This window comes from Streptomyces sp. NPDC126503, from assembly GCF_040302405.1.
GTDB lineage: Bacteria > Actinomycetota > Actinomycetes > Streptomycetales > Streptomycetaceae > Streptomyces > Streptomyces gulbargensis.
Window position 1 is genome coordinate 14,224 of record NZ_JBEORS010000020.1, and the last position, 13,698, is coordinate 27,921.

At 74.5% G+C, this 13,698-nt stretch carries 12 protein-coding genes; 5 read left to right on the forward strand and 7 right to left on the reverse strand.

Translation table 11 applies throughout. From position 1 onward, the window contains the following. Positions 1-50: 50 nt before the first annotated feature. Positions 51-1,493 (reverse strand): purine-cytosine permease family protein, encoded by a 1,443-nt coding sequence (locus ABTY40_RS23460; protein ID WP_352061321.1) that lies wholly within the window; start codon positions 1,491-1,493, stop codon positions 51-53. A gap of 68 nt (positions 1,494-1,561) precedes the next feature. Here ABTY40_RS23460 and ABTY40_RS23465 point away from each other — a divergent pair, with 68 nt between their 5' ends. Both ABTY40_RS23465 and ABTY40_RS23470 read left to right on the forward strand, forming a co-directional pair. Next, positions 1,562-2,242 carry a TetR/AcrR family transcriptional regulator gene (locus ABTY40_RS23465; RefSeq protein WP_352061322.1) on the forward strand — a complete coding sequence of 227 codons (681 nt, stop codon included), beginning with the start codon at positions 1,562-1,564 and terminating at the stop codon, positions 2,240-2,242. A 46-nt stretch (positions 2,243-2,288) separates the two neighbouring features. After that, positions 2,289-3,920 (forward strand): amidohydrolase, encoded by a 1,632-nt coding sequence (locus ABTY40_RS23470; protein WP_352061323.1) that lies wholly within the window; start codon positions 2,289-2,291, stop codon positions 3,918-3,920. Positions 3,921-3,972: 52 nt separating this feature from the next. Here the strand turns inward: ABTY40_RS23470 and ABTY40_RS23475 are convergent, their stop codons facing one another. Next, positions 3,973-4,911 carry a LysR family transcriptional regulator gene (locus tag ABTY40_RS23475; RefSeq protein WP_352061324.1) on the reverse strand — a complete coding sequence of 313 codons (939 nt, stop codon included), beginning with the start codon at positions 4,909-4,911 and terminating at the stop codon, positions 3,973-3,975. Between the two features lie 71 nt (positions 4,912-4,982). On the opposite strand from ABTY40_RS23475, the gene ABTY40_RS23480 reads away from it, so the two are divergent. After that, on the forward strand, positions 4,983-6,212 hold the full coding sequence (locus tag ABTY40_RS23480; RefSeq protein WP_352061325.1) for a TDT family transporter: 1,230 nt from the start codon (positions 4,983-4,985) through the stop codon (positions 6,210-6,212). Here ABTY40_RS23480 and ABTY40_RS23485 read toward each other — a convergent pair. The 4 genes from ABTY40_RS23485 to ABTY40_RS23500 form a co-directional block, all read right to left on the reverse strand. Then, entirely contained in the window at positions 6,139-6,855 is a 717-nt protein-coding gene (locus ABTY40_RS23485; protein WP_352061326.1) for a helical backbone metal receptor, read from the reverse strand. The genes ABTY40_RS23480 and ABTY40_RS23485 overlap by 74 nt on opposite strands. An 88-nt stretch (positions 6,856-6,943) precedes the next feature. Beyond that, entirely contained in the window at positions 6,944-7,495 is a 552-nt protein-coding gene (locus ABTY40_RS23490) for a helix-turn-helix domain-containing protein (RefSeq protein ID WP_352061327.1), read from the reverse strand. Between the two features lie 169 nt (positions 7,496-7,664). Further along, complete coding sequence (locus ABTY40_RS23495; RefSeq protein WP_352061328.1) at positions 7,665-9,473, reverse strand: ABC transporter permease/substrate binding protein; 1,809 nt, start codon at positions 9,471-9,473, stop codon at positions 7,665-7,667. Beyond that, positions 9,466-10,527: a quaternary amine ABC transporter ATP-binding protein gene (locus tag ABTY40_RS23500; protein WP_352061329.1), complete on the reverse strand. Its 1,062-nt coding sequence runs from the start codon at positions 10,525-10,527 to the stop codon at positions 9,466-9,468. The genes ABTY40_RS23495 and ABTY40_RS23500 overlap by 8 nt, the downstream gene beginning before the upstream one ends. A 392-nt stretch (positions 10,528-10,919) precedes the next feature. Between ABTY40_RS23500 and ABTY40_RS23505 the strand changes: the two genes are divergently transcribed. Then, positions 10,920-11,828 carry a 5'-3' exonuclease gene (locus ABTY40_RS23505; RefSeq protein WP_352061398.1) on the forward strand — a complete coding sequence of 303 codons (909 nt, stop codon included), beginning with the start codon at positions 10,920-10,922 and terminating at the stop codon, positions 11,826-11,828. Positions 11,829-11,903: 75 nt separating this feature from the next. Beyond that, positions 11,904-12,740, forward strand: coding sequence for a siderophore-interacting protein (locus ABTY40_RS23510; RefSeq protein WP_352061330.1), 837 nt, complete (start codon positions 11,904-11,906; stop codon positions 12,738-12,740). Positions 12,741-12,912: 172 nt separating this feature from the next. On the opposite strand, the gene ABTY40_RS23515 is transcribed toward ABTY40_RS23510, so the two are convergent. After that, on the reverse strand, positions 12,913-13,617 hold the full coding sequence (locus ABTY40_RS23515; RefSeq protein ID WP_352061331.1) for a MerR family transcriptional regulator: 705 nt from the start codon (positions 13,615-13,617) through the stop codon (positions 12,913-12,915). Between the last annotated feature and the right edge of the window lie 81 nt (positions 13,618-13,698).

Here is a 13,698-nt window from a genome sequence, read left to right on the forward strand (position 1 = left end):
GGGCCGGCGGGGCGCGGGGCGGGCGGGGTGGGCTCCGGCCGCCCCGCCCTTCAGCGGGCCGTGGCGGCCACCGCGCGGCGGCCGAGGGACACGTAGAGGACCGCGGAGACGGCCATGCCGGCCGGGAGGGAGAGGTCCATGCCGCCGAGGGCCCCGGCCACCGGGCCGGTGTAAAGGGTGTTCACGCAGAGCGCCGCGGCGGCCACACCGCCCAGCAGGGCCGTGGCACCGGGCACGTTGACCCCGCCGGTGAACCAGAACGGGCTGCCCGGGGTCTCGTCCGTGAGGGCGACGCCGTCGTACCGGTTGCGGCGCAGCAGGATGTCGGTGGCGTAGACGGTCATCAGCGGGCCGATGAGGACCACGATCACCTGGAGCGCGTTGCTGACGGTGTCCAGGAAGTGGGAGACGAGCAGGCCGTAGAGGGTGAGGGCGACGGCGGCGGCGCCGTCGAGGAGGACGCTCACCGTCCGGCGGACGCGGAAGCCGACGGCCTGGAGGGCGAGGCCGGCGCTGTACGCGGTGAGCGCGTTGAGGGACACCGTGCCGAGGACCAGGGCGATCAGGAAGACCGGGACGAACCAGCCCGGCAGGATCTCCTGGAGCGCGTTCTGGGGGTCGGTCATGTCGACCGCCGTCGCCGCGAGCGCCCCCAGCGAGCAGACGACGACGCTGGGCACGAAGGCGCCGAGCGCGGTCCAGCCGGCGATCGCCTTCGCCGGGGCCGTACGCGGCAGGTAGCGGGAGAAGTCGGCGCTGGTCGTGTAGGAGAGCGGCCCCGAGGCGATCAGCGTCGTCCCCGCGATCAGCACCGTCCACAGGTCCGTGCCGGTCAGTGGCTCGGCGGGGGCGTACGAGAAGTCGGCGTGGCGGAGGACGGCGAGCGCGACGACGGCGAAGGCGCCGGCGAGGGCGAGCGTGAGCGGAAGGTAGAGCTTGATGATCAGTCCGTGGCCGTAGACGCTGATGGCCAGGGTGAGAGCGGCGATCGCGACGATGACGACCACCTTGACGGGGGTGGTGGCGGTGAGGCCGGTCCGCTCGACGAGCGCGAAGGCGGCGGTCGCCGCGGCGGCCAGGTTCAGGGCGAAGTAGCAGACGGAGACGAGCCAGCCGCCGATCGCGTTGTTGACGCGGTTGCCGAGCACGCCGTACAGCGCGCGGGTGATCACCTCGCTCGGCGCGCCGGCGGCCGGTCCCGAGGTGGCGAGGAGGCCGGTCAGCAGCCAGAAGAGGTTGCCGACGACGATCACGGCCAGCGCCTGCCCGAGCGTCAGGCCCATGAGGATCAGGGCTCCGCCGATGACGAGGCTGAGGTAGTTCACGTTCGCCGCGGCCCAGACGGAGAAGAGTTCGCGGGGGTGCCCGTGGCGCTCGGTGTCGGGGATGTGGTCGATGCCGTGGGCCTCGACGCCGCCGGGCCGGTCGGTGACCGGCGGGGTGGCCCGGTCGCTCTCGGGGCGCGGGAGCGGGTCGGGGATCGTGGAAGCCATGCGGCCCTCCGGTGCGTGTCGTGCCCACCTGGTTGCTTATTGGTCGCACACTCAATAGCATCACCGGTATGCCGTCAAGCGTTGAGCGCAAGCGAGTTCGGAAATCTCCGGAGGCCCGCCGGGCAGAGATCGTGCGGACCGCCGCCCGGGTCGCCCTCACCGAGGGCCTGGAGTGCGTCACCCTCCGGCGAATCGCCGAGGAACTGGCCGTCCGGCCCGGACTGATCAGCCACTACTTCCCCTCGGCGGAGGACCTCGTGGCCGAGGCCTTCGCCGTGGCCGCGCTCGGTGAACTCGACTCCCTGCTGCCGGCCGAGCGGCCCCACGGGACGCCGACCCAGTACCTCGCGCGGTACTTCGCCCTCTCCGCCGGTGAGGCGTACGACGACATCAGCCGCCTGTGGATCAACGCCCGGCACCTCAGCCGCTACCGGCCCGTGCTGCGCGACCGGGTCACGGAGATGGAGCTCGCCTCCGACGACCGGCTCGAAGCGCTCATCCGGGAGGGCGTCGAACGCGGCGAGTTCCGCACGGACGACCCGCGCACGACGGCGATCCAGATCCTCGTCGTCCTCGACGGCCTCGGCGCCCACGCCAACTCCGACCGCACCGACCGCCCGGAGGCGGTGACCCGCATGGCCGTCACGACGGCGGAACGCGAACTGGGGCTCGCCGCCGGGGCACTGACGGACGCCGCGCTCCCGGGTGCGGAGGGGACCGCCCCGCCGGCGCCACCCCGTACCTCCTGAACCCCGGTCTCCCCTCCCCTCCCCCTTCTCCTCGTCTGGAGTCCCTGTGCGCACCACCCCGCTCGTCCTCCACTCGGCCCGGCTGCTCGACCCGGGCACGGGCGCGTTCCTGCCGGAGACCGCGCTCGCCGTGTCCGCCGCCGGCCGGATCTCCGCGCTGGGCGACGACCGCGAGATCCGGGCGCTCGCGGACCCCGGCACCACCGTCGTCGACCTGAAGGGCGGCGTCGTGACGCCCGGCTTCGTGGACGGCCACATCCACCCGGTCAGCGGGGCCGAACTGACGGGCGGGCTCGACCTGTCCGAGTGCGCCGACCTCGCCGACGTGCGGGCGGCGCTGTCCCTGGGGGCGCGGCGGCTGCGGCGCGGGGAGTGGCTGTTCGGCTGGGGACTCGACCCGAACGTGTTCGGTGACGTGCCGGTCGGGATCGCGCCCTTCGACTCCGTCCTCCACAACATCCCCGCCTTCCTCCTCCTGTTCGACGCGCACTCCGCCCTCGCCAGCCGGCGGGCCCTCGAACTCGCCGGGGTCGACGGGCCGCGCACCTTCGATCAGGCCTCCGCCGAGGTCGTGTGCGACGCCGACGGCCGTCCGACCGGTCTCCTGCAGGAGGACGCCGCCTGCGCGCTGGTGGAGCGGGTGGCCCCGCAGCCGACCGCCGAGGAGCGCCGGGAAGGGCTCGCCGCGGCACTGCGGTCCATGGCCGCGGCCGGTCTGACCGGCGGCCACGCCATGGACGCCAACGGGGCGAGCCTGGAGCTGTACGCCGACCTCGACGCGGCCGGCGAGCTGCCTCTGCGCCTGCGGGTGGCGCCCTGGTGCCAGCCCGGCGCGGACGCCGATGCCGTACGCGCGCTCATCGAGCAGCAGGGCACGGGCGGGGCCCTGTGGCGGGTCGCCGGCGTGAAGCTGTTCATGGACGGCACGATCGACAACGGCACGGCGTGGCTGGAGCGGCCCGACTGCCACGGCCAGTCCACGCACGCGTTCTGGCCGGACCCCGAGGCGTACACCCGGGTCGTCGGTGAACTGCACCGGGCCGGGGTGCCCACGGCGACGCACGCCATCGGGGACGCGGCGGTACGGCACGTCCTCGACTCCGTCGAGAAGGCACAGGCCTCCGGCGGGGGCCCGGTGCGGCACCGGGTGGAGCACATCGAGACGGTGCCGGACGACACGCTGCACCGGTTCGCGGAGCTGGGGGTCCTCGCGTCCATGCAGCCCACCCACTGCTGCGACTTCACGCGTGCGGACCACACCGACAACTGGTCGCGCCGTCTCGGGGAGGAGCGGGCCTCGCGCGCCTGGCGCTGCCGGGACCTCCGGGACTCCGGGGCGACGGTGGTGCTGGGGTCGGACTGGCCGATCGCGCCGTTCCCGCCGCTCGGCGTGATGGCCGGGGCCCGGCACCGCCGCCCCAGCCGCGACCTCAGCCTGCCGCCGCACGGACCCGAGCAGGCCCTGACGGCGCTGGAGGCGCTGCGGGGCATGACCACGGCCCCCGCCTACGCGGCGGGCGAGGAGCACGAGGCGGGCCGCCTGGCCCTCGGCCACCGCGCCGACCTCACGGTCCTCTCGGACGACCCGCTGACGGTCCCGGCGACCGAACTGCCGGACGTCCCGGTGCTCCTGACGGTCCTGAACGGCCGGATCACGCACCGGGCCGCCACGGTCTGAGCCGCCGGGGGCCGGAGCCGAGGGCGGCCGGCGCTGCCCTGCCCTCCCCTTCTCAGCCGCGCGGGCGGGCCCTCGTCAGGGACAGGAGGTCGCGGGCCGGGCCGGTGGGACGGTGGCCGGTGGGCCAGACGGCGCGGAGGTCGCGGCGGAGGAGGACGTCGTGGACCGGGACGGCGACGAGACGGCGGGAGGAGAGTTCCTCCGCGACGGCGAGTTCGCTGAGCACGGCGGGGCCGGCGCCGCTCACGGCGGCGGCCTTGACCGCGGTCGTGGAGGCGAGTTCGAGGAGGGGCTCCGCGAGGCCGCCGTGGGCGGCGAGGGCCGCGTCCAGGACCTGGCGGGTGCCCGAGCCGCGTTCCCGGAGCACCAGCGGGGTCGCCGCCAGTTCGGCCGGGTCCAGCGGCCCGCGGCGGCGGGCCCAGGGGTGGCCGGGCGCGGCGACCACGGCGAGCCGGTCGTGGGCGATCACGGCCCCGTCGAGGCCGTCCGGCACCGCGAGGCCCTCCACGAAGCCGAGGTCCGCCTCGCCGGCGAGGAGCCGTTCGGCGACCGCGGCCGAGTTCCCGGCCTGGAGCGAGACGGCCGTGCCGGGCCGCTCGGCGCGCAGGGCGATCAGCCAGCCCGGCATCAGGTATTCGGCGATCGTCATGGAGGCGACGACCCGCAGCCGCGAGTCGCGGCGGGTCCGCAGGGCCTGCGCGCCCGCGTCGAAGGCCTCCGCGGCCTCCACGATCCGGCGGGCCCAGTCCGTGACGAGGGCCCCCGCGTCGGTGAGGCGCGACCCGCGCGGCGAACGGTCGACCAGCGCCACGCCCAGCTGCCGTTCCATCGAGCGGATGCGGCTGCTGGCGGCGGGCTGGGTGATGCCGACCTCCCGGGCGGCGGCCCCGAGGCTGCCGTGCCGGGCGACCGCCAGGAGGAGTTCGAGCGCGCCGAGGTCGGGGACCCGGTGGGACAGGGGGTGCGGCGTCTCGCCCGGCTCACTGCTCATAAAGTCAGCTTATGGCCTCATAGGCGGGACCTCCCTGGTGGGGGCGGCACCGGCGGGAGAAGGTCAGGACCATGGCAAGCCACGCACCTTTCCGCCCGGAGACCCGCACGCCCGTGCCCGACGCCGACCGGCGCCCGGACCTCGGAGCCGGCCGCACCGAGCCCGTCCCACCCGCGGTACCGGTCCCCTCCCTCCGTACCGTCCGGTCCGTGCGGCACCTCGGCCCCCAGTGGTACGCCTCCGTCATGGGCACCGCCGTCGTCGCCACCGCGGGCGCCGCGCTCCCCCTCCCGACACCCGGGCTCCGTACCGCCGCCGGCCTCGTCTGGGCCCTGTCCCTGCTGATGCTGACCGTCCTGGTCGCCGCCCGGGCCGTCCACCACGTCCGCCACCGGGACCAGGCACGCGCCCACCTCCTGGACCCGGCGACGGCCCCGTTCCACGGCTGTGCGGCGATGGCGCTGCTGTCGGTCGGCGGCGGGGCCCTGAGCGTCGGGCGGGACTGGATCGGGCTGCCGGCCGCCGTCGCCCTCGACGCGGTCCTGTTCTCCGCCGGCACGCTGCTCGGACTGGTGACGGCGGTGGCCGTGCCGTACCTGATGGTGGTGCACCACCGGATCGAGGGCGCCTCCCCGGCGTGGCTCCTGCCGGTGGTCCCGCCGATGGTCTCGGCGGCGCAGGGACCGCTCCTCCTCCCCCACCTGCCGGCGGGGCAGGCCCGGGAGACCCTCCTGCTCGGCTGCTACGCGCTGTTCGGCGTGAGCCTGTACGCCACGCTCCTGGTCCTGCCGCTCGTCTTCGGCCGGCTCGTGACGGGTGGCCCGCCGCCGTCGCCGCTCACGCCGTCCCTGTTCCTGGTGCTCGGCCCACTGGGCCAGTCGGTCACCGCCGCCGGCCACTTCGCGGACACCGCCGGGGGCGTGCTGCCCGCCGCGTACGCGCACGGCTTCACCGCGTTCGCCGTGCTCTACGGCGTGCCGGTCATGGGCTTCGCCCTGCTGTGGCTGGCGCTCGCGGGCGCGCTGGTGGTGCGGGCCCGGCGGCGGGGCATGGGGTTCGCGCTGTCCTGGTGGGCGTTCACCTTCCCCGTCGGGACCTGTGTGACCGGCGCCGAGGCGCTGGCCCGCCACACCGGGCTCGCAGGGGTCCGGTGGGTGGCGGCCGGCCTGTACGCGCTCCTCGTCGCGGCCTGGCTGGTGGCGGCGGTCCGTACGGCCGGGGGCCTGGTCAGCGGAGTGCTGCTCGCAGGGCCCGGGACAGCGCCCGGGGCGCTTCGGCCAGGGACGGCCCGTACCAGGTGAGCATCCGGCCGTCGACCAGCGCGGCGGCCGTACCGGGGAACGCCTCGGGGCCGTCGTCGCGGGTGAAGCGGTACGGCTCGTCGGGCAGGACGATCAGGTCGGGCGCGGCGGCGCGGAGCTCGTCGAGCGGGACGCGCGGGTAGCGCTCGGGGTGGTCCCCGTACAGGTTGCGGACGCCGAGGCGGGCCAGCAGGTCCCCGGCGAAGGTGTCGCTGCCCAGGACCATCCAGGGGCGGCGCCAGATGGGGACGACGGCGGTGTACGGGCCGTCCGGCGTCACGGCCCGCCAGGCGGCCTCCGCCTCGTCCAGCCAGCGGGGCCTGGTCCGGGTGCCGCAGGCCGCCAGGACCCGGTCCAGTTCGCGCAGCCCCTGGTCGAGGGTGCGGATCTCGGTGACGAGGACGGTCAGGCCCGCGGCCCGCAGGGCGTCCAGGTCCGGGGCGCGGTTCTCCTCCTCGTTGGCGAGGACCAGATCGGGGGCGAGGGCGGTGACCGCCGCGACATCGGGGTTCTTGGTGCCGCCGATCCGTACGACGTCGAGGCCCGCGGGCCGGTCGCACCAGTCCGTCGCGCCGACGAGGACGCCGGGAGCGGAGACCGCCACGGCCTCGGTGAGCGACGGGACGAGGGAGACCACCCTCATGTCCCGCGCCCAGGGGCCGCCGGAGGCACGTCCTCGGTCGCCGCGCTCACACCTCTGGCCCGGCCACGTACGCCCGTGCCCCGGTCGTTCACGTCTCCTCCGCCTCCACGTGGTCGGCGACCGCCACGACCAGGAGACGGGTGCCGGGTTCCGTGGCGCGCCAGCGGTGGCGCACCCCGCCGGAGAGGTAGAGGGTGTCCCCCCGGCCGAGCCGGTGGGCGCGCCCCTCGGCCTCGATCTCGACGGCGCCGTCCGCCACGTACAGCAACTCGTCGTTGCGGTGCTGGAATTCGCGGCCGGCGTCCTGCTCGCCGGTGAACTCCATGGCGTGCAGCTGGTGACGTCCCCGGACGAGCGGCCGGACGCCCTCGGGGTGCCCGGGGGCGTGCTCGCCGGCGCGGACGACGTCGACGGTGCGGGTGGCCTCGGCGGCGGCGATGAGTTCGCCGGCCGTGGTCTCCAGGGCCTCGGCGAGAAGGTCGAGGGAGCGGCGGCTCGGCCGGGCGCGCTCGTTCTCGACCTGGCTGAGGAAGGGGACGGAGAGGCCGCTGCGGGAGGCGACGACGGCCAGGGTGAGCTGGAGCGTGCGGCGGCGCCTCTTGACGGCCGCGCCCACGCGGGTCGGCTCCTTCTCGTCCATGACGGCTCCCTCCCTCGTCCTCGTGTGTACCGGCCGGTTACCTGCACCTTACGCAGCTTTGGGGCGGGGTTTCGCGTCGTGGCGAAAAGGGGCGGTCGCCGAACACGTTCGGCGACCGCCCCTTTTCGGACAGGAGTCGTACGGCGGCCGGGAGGGGCCGCCGGGCGGGTCACTGCGGGGCGAGCTTCTCCGCCAGGCCCTTGTTGCGGTCGAGCCAGGTGCGGACCGCTTCCTGCTCCTTGCCCTTGCCGGTCTCCTGGATGACGGCTTCGAGGTCGGTGAGCTGCTTCTCGCTCAGTTCGAAGTTCTTCAGCCAGGCGCCGACCTCGGGGTTCTCCTGGGCGAAGCCCTTGCGGGCGAGGGTGTGGACGCCGTCGCCCTTGCCCCAGGAGCCCTTGGGGTCGGCGAGCTTGGTCAGCTCGTGGGTGGAGTAGGCCCAGTGCGGGGACCAGAGGGTGACGACGACCGGTTCCTTGCGGTCGTACGCGCGCTTCAGCTCGGCGAGCATGCCGGGGGTGGAACCGTCGACGACCCGGTACTCGCCCTCCAGGCCGTAGTCCTTGAGGACCTTGTCCTTGAGGATGCCCATCATTCCGGCGCTCGGCTCGATGCCGACGATCCGGCCCTTGAAGGTGTCCGCCTTGCCCTTGAGGTCGGCGAGCGACTTCACGTCCTTCACGTAGGACGGGACGGCGAGTTCGAGGGAGGTGGGGCCGTACCAGGAGCCGAGGTCCTCCAGCTTGTTGCGGTACTTCTCCCAGTACTGGGCGTGGGTCACCGGCAGCCAGGCGTCGGTCTGGAAGTCGAGCTGCCCGCCGGCGAGGCCCGTGTAGAGGGCGCCGGCCTCCAGCTGCCTGGTCTCGACCTCGTAGCCGCGGCGCTCCAGGAGTTCCTTCCAGAGGAAGGTGGAGGCGATGCCCTCGTCCCAGGGGATGTAGCCGATGCTGATCTTCTTGCCGTGGCCGCCGCCGGGGCCGGAGGCGGTGGTGGAGGTGGCGCCCTTGCCGCCCCAGAGGCCGGCGCCGCTCGCGGCGAGCGCGAGGACGACCACGCCGATGAGGGCGGTGACGGGCTGCGGGCGATGGGCCCACAGCTTGGCACCGCGGCGGCCGGCGGTCAGTGCGCGGGCCTTGGCCAGGGCGCGGCGGCCGAGCGGGGAGACCTGGCGGCCGAGCGCCCCGGTGATCCGGTCGAGGTACATGGCGAGGACGACGATGGAGACGCCGGCCTCGAAGCCGAGGCCGATGTCGACGTTGCCGATGGCGCGGTAGACGGCGCCGCCGAGTCCGCCGCCGCCGACCATGCCGGCGATGACGACCATGGACAGGCCGAGCATGATGACCTGGTTGACGCCGGCCATGATCGTCGGCAGGGCCAGCGGGAGCTGGACGCGGACCAGGGTGTCGCGCGGGGTGGTGCCGAAGGCCTCGGCCGCCTCGACGAGTTCGCCGTCGACCTGGCGGATGCCGAGTTCGGTCATGCGGACGCCCGGGGGCAGCGCGAAGACGATGGTGGCGATGATGCCGGGGACGACACCGACGCCGAAGAAGATGATGCCGGGGATGAGGTAGACCATCGCCGGCATGGTCTGCATGAAGTCGAGGACCGGCCGCAGGACGGCGCTGACGGTCTTGGACCGGGCCGCCCAGATGCCGAGCGGTACCGCGATCACCAGCGTGACCAGGGTCGCGACGAGGACGAGGGAGAGGGTCGCCATGGCTTCCTCCCACAGCTCGACGGAGTCGACGAGCGCGAAGCCCGCGAAGGCGAGGACTCCGGCGGCCAGGCCCCGCAGCCACCAGGCGACGACGGCGAGGATGCCGGCGAAGAGGAGGGGCTCGGGGGCGGACAGGGCGGCGTCGATGCCGTCGTAGAGACCGGTGACGCCGGTGCTGATGGCGTCGAACAGCCACGCGAGCTGGGCCTGGAGCCAGTCGACGGCACTGTCGACCCACTGGCCGAGGGGAAGCCTAGGCACGGGCCACCTCCTCGGTGGTGAGTCCGCCCATGACGCCGAGGAGCCGGTCCGCCGGTACGACGCCGAGGACGGAGCCGTCGGTGTCCCGGACGGTCACGGGGTGCGGGGCGAGCGCGGAGACGGCGCACAGGTCCGCGACGAGGGTGTCGGGGCCGACGGGCCGGCAGGGGCAGTCGGCGGCGCAGTCCGCGGGGGCCTCGTCGTCCGTCATGACGGCGGCGGCGGTGAGGACGCGCGACCGGTCGACGTCCTGGATGAAGGAGGCGACGTAGTCGTCGGCGGGGCGGACGAGGATGTCCTCGGCGGTGCCCAGCTGAACGATCCGGCCGCCCCGCATGACGGCGATGCGGTCGCCGATGCGCATGGCCTCGTTGAGGTCGTGGGTGATGAACACGATGGTCTTCTTCAGCCGCTTCTGGAGGACCAGGAGCTGGTCCTGCATGTCGCGGCGGATGAGCGGGTCCAGGGCGCTGAACGACTCGTCCATGAGGAGCAGGTCGGCGTCGGTGGCGAGCGCGCGGGCCAGGCCCACGCGCTGCTGCATGCCGCCGGACAGCTCGTCGGGCCAGGACTTCTCCCAGCCGGCGAGGCCGCACAGTTCGAGGGCCTCGACGGCGCGGGTCTCCCGTTCGGCGCGCGGGACGCCCTGCACCTCCAGGCCGTAGGCGGCGTTCTCCAGGACCGTGCGGTGCGGGAACAGCGCGAAGTGCTGGAAGACCATGCTGATCTTGGTGGCACGGACGGCGCGGAGTTCGCGGGGGGAGAGCGCGGTGAGATCGCGGCCGTCGAAGAGGACCCGGCCCGCGGTGGGTTCCAGCAGCCCGTTGAGCATCCGCAGGAGCGTGGACTTCCCGGAGCCGGACAGGCCCATCACGACGAAGATCTGACCGGGGTCGACGGCGAAGGACGCGTCGACGACGGCGGCCGTCGTCCCCTCCGCGCGCAGCTCGTCGCGGTCGGCGTCGCCGGCGGCGAGCCTGCGGACGGCTTCGGACTGGTCGGTGGGGCGTCTGCCGAACACCTTGTACAGGTGGTCGGCCTGGAGCCTGGACACATACACCTCACGGGTAGCAATGAAGAACGGCCCTGCCACCCCCGCGCGGCCGGGCCGTGGAGCGGGGCGGGATCGGCCCGCGGCGCCCGTCGCGTACGAGTTCTTGGTTGAAACTCGTACCGGGTCCGCTCCGCGCGAGCCCCTGCCCGGGGCCCCGGAGGGCAAACGCAAAGGTGACAGGCGTCACGGCGCCGCCTCGGCGACCGGTGTCGGCGGGGGGACGCGAGTTCGCCCGGGCGGGGCGGGGGTCCGGGTGGGGCGGCGGGTGCGGGCTCGGGCGGGGTGGGGGTCTGGGCGCGGCGGGGGTCTGGGCGCGGCGGCGGGTGCGGGCTCGCGCGGGGCGCGGCGAGGGCGGGGCGAGCCTAAGATCGGGCGCTGTGACGCGACGCCTGATGCTCCTCGACACCGCCAGCCTCTACTTCCGCGCCTACTTCGGTGTGCCCGACTCCGTCCGGGCCCCGGACGGCACCCCGGTCAACGCCGTGCGCGGGCTGCTCGACTTCATCGCCCGGCTCGTGCAGGACCACCGGCCCGACGACCTGGTGGCGTGCTGGGACGACGACTGGCGGCCGCAGTGGCGGGTGGACCTGATCCCCTCGTACAAGGCGCACCGGGTGGCGGTGGAGACGGAGACCGGCCCCGACGAGGAGGAGATCCCGGACACCCTGTCGCCGCAGGTGCCGGTCATCGAGGCGGTGCTGGCGGCGCTCGGGATCGCGCGGGTCGGGGCGGCGGGGTACGAGGCGGACGACGTCATCGGCACGCTCACCGCGCGCGCCACGGGGCCGGTGGACATCGTGACCGGCGACCGCGACCTCTTCCAGCTGGTGGACGACGCCCGGGAGGTGCGGGTCCTCTACCCGCGCAAGGGCGTCGGCGACTGCGACCTGGTCGACGGGAAGCTGATCGCGGCGAAGTACGGGGTGCGGCCCGACCAGTACGCGGACTTCGCCGCCCTGCGGGGCGACGCCAGCGACGGGCTGCCCGGGGTGAAGGGCATCGGCGAGAAGACGGCCGCGCAGCTGATCACCGAGTACGGGGACCTGGCGGGGGTCCGGGCCGCGGCGGTGGACCGGACGTCGAAGCTCACGCCGGCCAAGCGGCGCGGGATCGTGGAGGCCGCCGCCTACCTGGACGTGGCGCCGACGGTGGTGCGGGTCGCCTCCGACGCGCCCCTGCCGGAGTTCGATCCGGCGCTGCCGGGCGCGCCCCGGGACCCGGCGGCCCTGGAGGCGCTCGTGGCGCGCTGGGGGCTGGGCGGGGCGGTGGGTCGGCTGCTTCCGGTGCTCGCCGGCCGCTGACGCGGTGTTGGATCGTCCGCGACCGGGAGTGCTAGCTTAGGTTAACCTAAGTACGCAGAGTCAGGAGAGCCCGTCGTGGCAGAGCAGCCCGCACGCAAGGCACCGAAGGCCACCGAAGCCCGTGTGGTGCGCACCGAGCGGATCACTCCGCACATGGTGCGGGTCGTCCTCGGCGGTCCCGGTCTCGCCGGCTTCGACGCCGGGGAGTACACCGACCACTACGTCAAGCTGCTGTTCGCCCCGGAGGGGGTGGACTACCCGGAGCCCTTCGACATGGAGCGGATCCGGGCCGAGTTCCCCAGGGAGCAGTGGCCGACCACGCGGACGTACACCGTGCGGGCCTGGGATCCGGTCGACCGCGAGCTGACCGTGGACTTCGTCGTCCACGGCGACGAGGGCCTGGCCGGGCCGTGGGCCGCGCGGGCCCGGGCCGGCGAGACCGTGCGCTTCCTGGGGCCGGGCGGCGGGTACGCCCCGGACCCGGCGGCGGACTGGCACCTGCTCGCGGGCGACGAGAGCGCGCTGCCGGCCATCGCGGTGGCGCTGGAGCGGCTTCCGGAGGGGGCGCGGGTGCACGCCTTCCTGGAGATCGCGGACGCGGCGGAGGAGCAGAAGTTCGCCACGGCGGCGGGGGTGGACGTGACCTGGCTGCACCGGGGGGACCGCCCCGTGGGCGAGGCCTTGGTGGAGGCCGTGCGGGGCCTGGACTTCCCGCCGGGCGACGTTCACGCCTTCGTCCACGGCGAGGCCGGCTTCGTGAAGGAACTCCGCCGTCACCTGCGCCTCGACCGGGGCGTCCCGCGCGAACGGCTCTCCATCTCGGGCTACTGGCGCCAGGGCAAGACCGACGAGGCCTGGCGCGCGATCAAGCGCGAGTGGAACGAGCAGGTCGAACGCGAACAGGAACGCTGACCGCCCTCCCCCACACACCCCTGGGCCCCCGTCCGCCGCCTCCCCGGCAGCGCACGGGGGCCCTTGCGCGTGAGGACCGCACGGGCGGCGCGGGGCCCACCGCGCGGGAGCGGCGGTCTCCTCGAAACGGGCGTGCTCGACTGCGCCGCACGGGTGGGCCCGTCCGCGCCCCTCAGTCGCCGTCGGGTGACACCGGCCCGGGGGCCTCGCCCGGCGCCCCCTCGCGGCCGAAGAGACGGTCCGAGGCGTCGACGTGGGCCAGGCGGCGCAGCGACTCGAAGACGGCGTCGCCCAGGACAGTACCGACGACGACGCTTTCCACCAGGTCCTCGCGGGCCACATTGCGTGCCACGTACTCCAGGTCCGCGCGCGCCACCCTTTCCGCGGCCTCGGCGTAGACGTCCAGGACCTCCGCGAACCGGCCGTGGCCGACCTCTTCGAGGGCCTGGAGCGCCGCGACGAGGGCCTCCCCCGCCGGGTTGCCCTGGTACGCCCGCCACCCCCGCGCCGCGATGATCCCCTCCACCCGCGCGCGGGCCACGGCGGCGCTCCCCTCCGCGGCGCCTCCGTCCCCGGCACGCCCGTCCGAGGCGCGCTCGTACCGCGGGACCAGGCGGGCGGCGGCCTCGCCGAGCATCTTGTGCACGGGCTGTTCCGGGTCGTCGATGGCCGCGATCACCTCACGGATCGCCGCCACGGAGAGGCCGCCGACATCGAGGAGCGCCCTGATCAGCCGGAGCCGCCGCACGTGGTCCTCCTCGTACGAGGCCTGGTTCGGGCTCGTCAGCCGACCCGCGGGCAGCAGGCCCTCCCGGACGTAGAACTTGATCGTGGGCACCGAGACCCCGGTCCTGCGGCTCAACTCTCCGATGCGCACGGCGCGTTCACCTTTCCCGTTCCTCCCGGGCCTTGCCGGCCCACACTCCATCATAGATAGTGGGGCTATCAGATAGCAGCT

Bases quoted from the DNA above. Each gene is read 5' to 3' on its own strand.
- ABTY40_RS23460 (WP_352061321.1), bottom strand. From the start codon at position 1,493: ATGGCTTCCACGATCCCCGACCCGCTCCCGCGCCCCGAGAGCGACCGG.
- ABTY40_RS23480 (WP_352061325.1), top strand. From the start codon at position 4,983: ATGGCAAGCCACGCACCTTTCCGCCCGGAGACCCGCACGCCCGTGCCC.
- ABTY40_RS23485 (WP_352061326.1), bottom strand. From the start codon at position 6,855: ATGAGGGTGGTCTCCCTCGTCCCGTCGCTCACCGAGGCCGTGGCGGTC.
- ABTY40_RS23505 (WP_352061398.1), top strand. From the start codon at position 10,920: ATGCTCCTCGACACCGCCAGCCTCTACTTCCGCGCCTACTTCGGTGTG.
- ABTY40_RS23475 (WP_352061324.1), bottom strand. From the start codon at position 4,911: ATGAGCAGTGAGCCGGGCGAGACGCCGCACCCCCTGTCCCACCGGGTC.
- ABTY40_RS23465 (WP_352061322.1), top strand. From the start codon at position 1,562: ATGCCGTCAAGCGTTGAGCGCAAGCGAGTTCGGAAATCTCCGGAGGCC.
- ABTY40_RS23490 (WP_352061327.1), bottom strand. From the start codon at position 7,495: ATGGACGAGAAGGAGCCGACCCGCGTGGGCGCGGCCGTCAAGAGGCGC.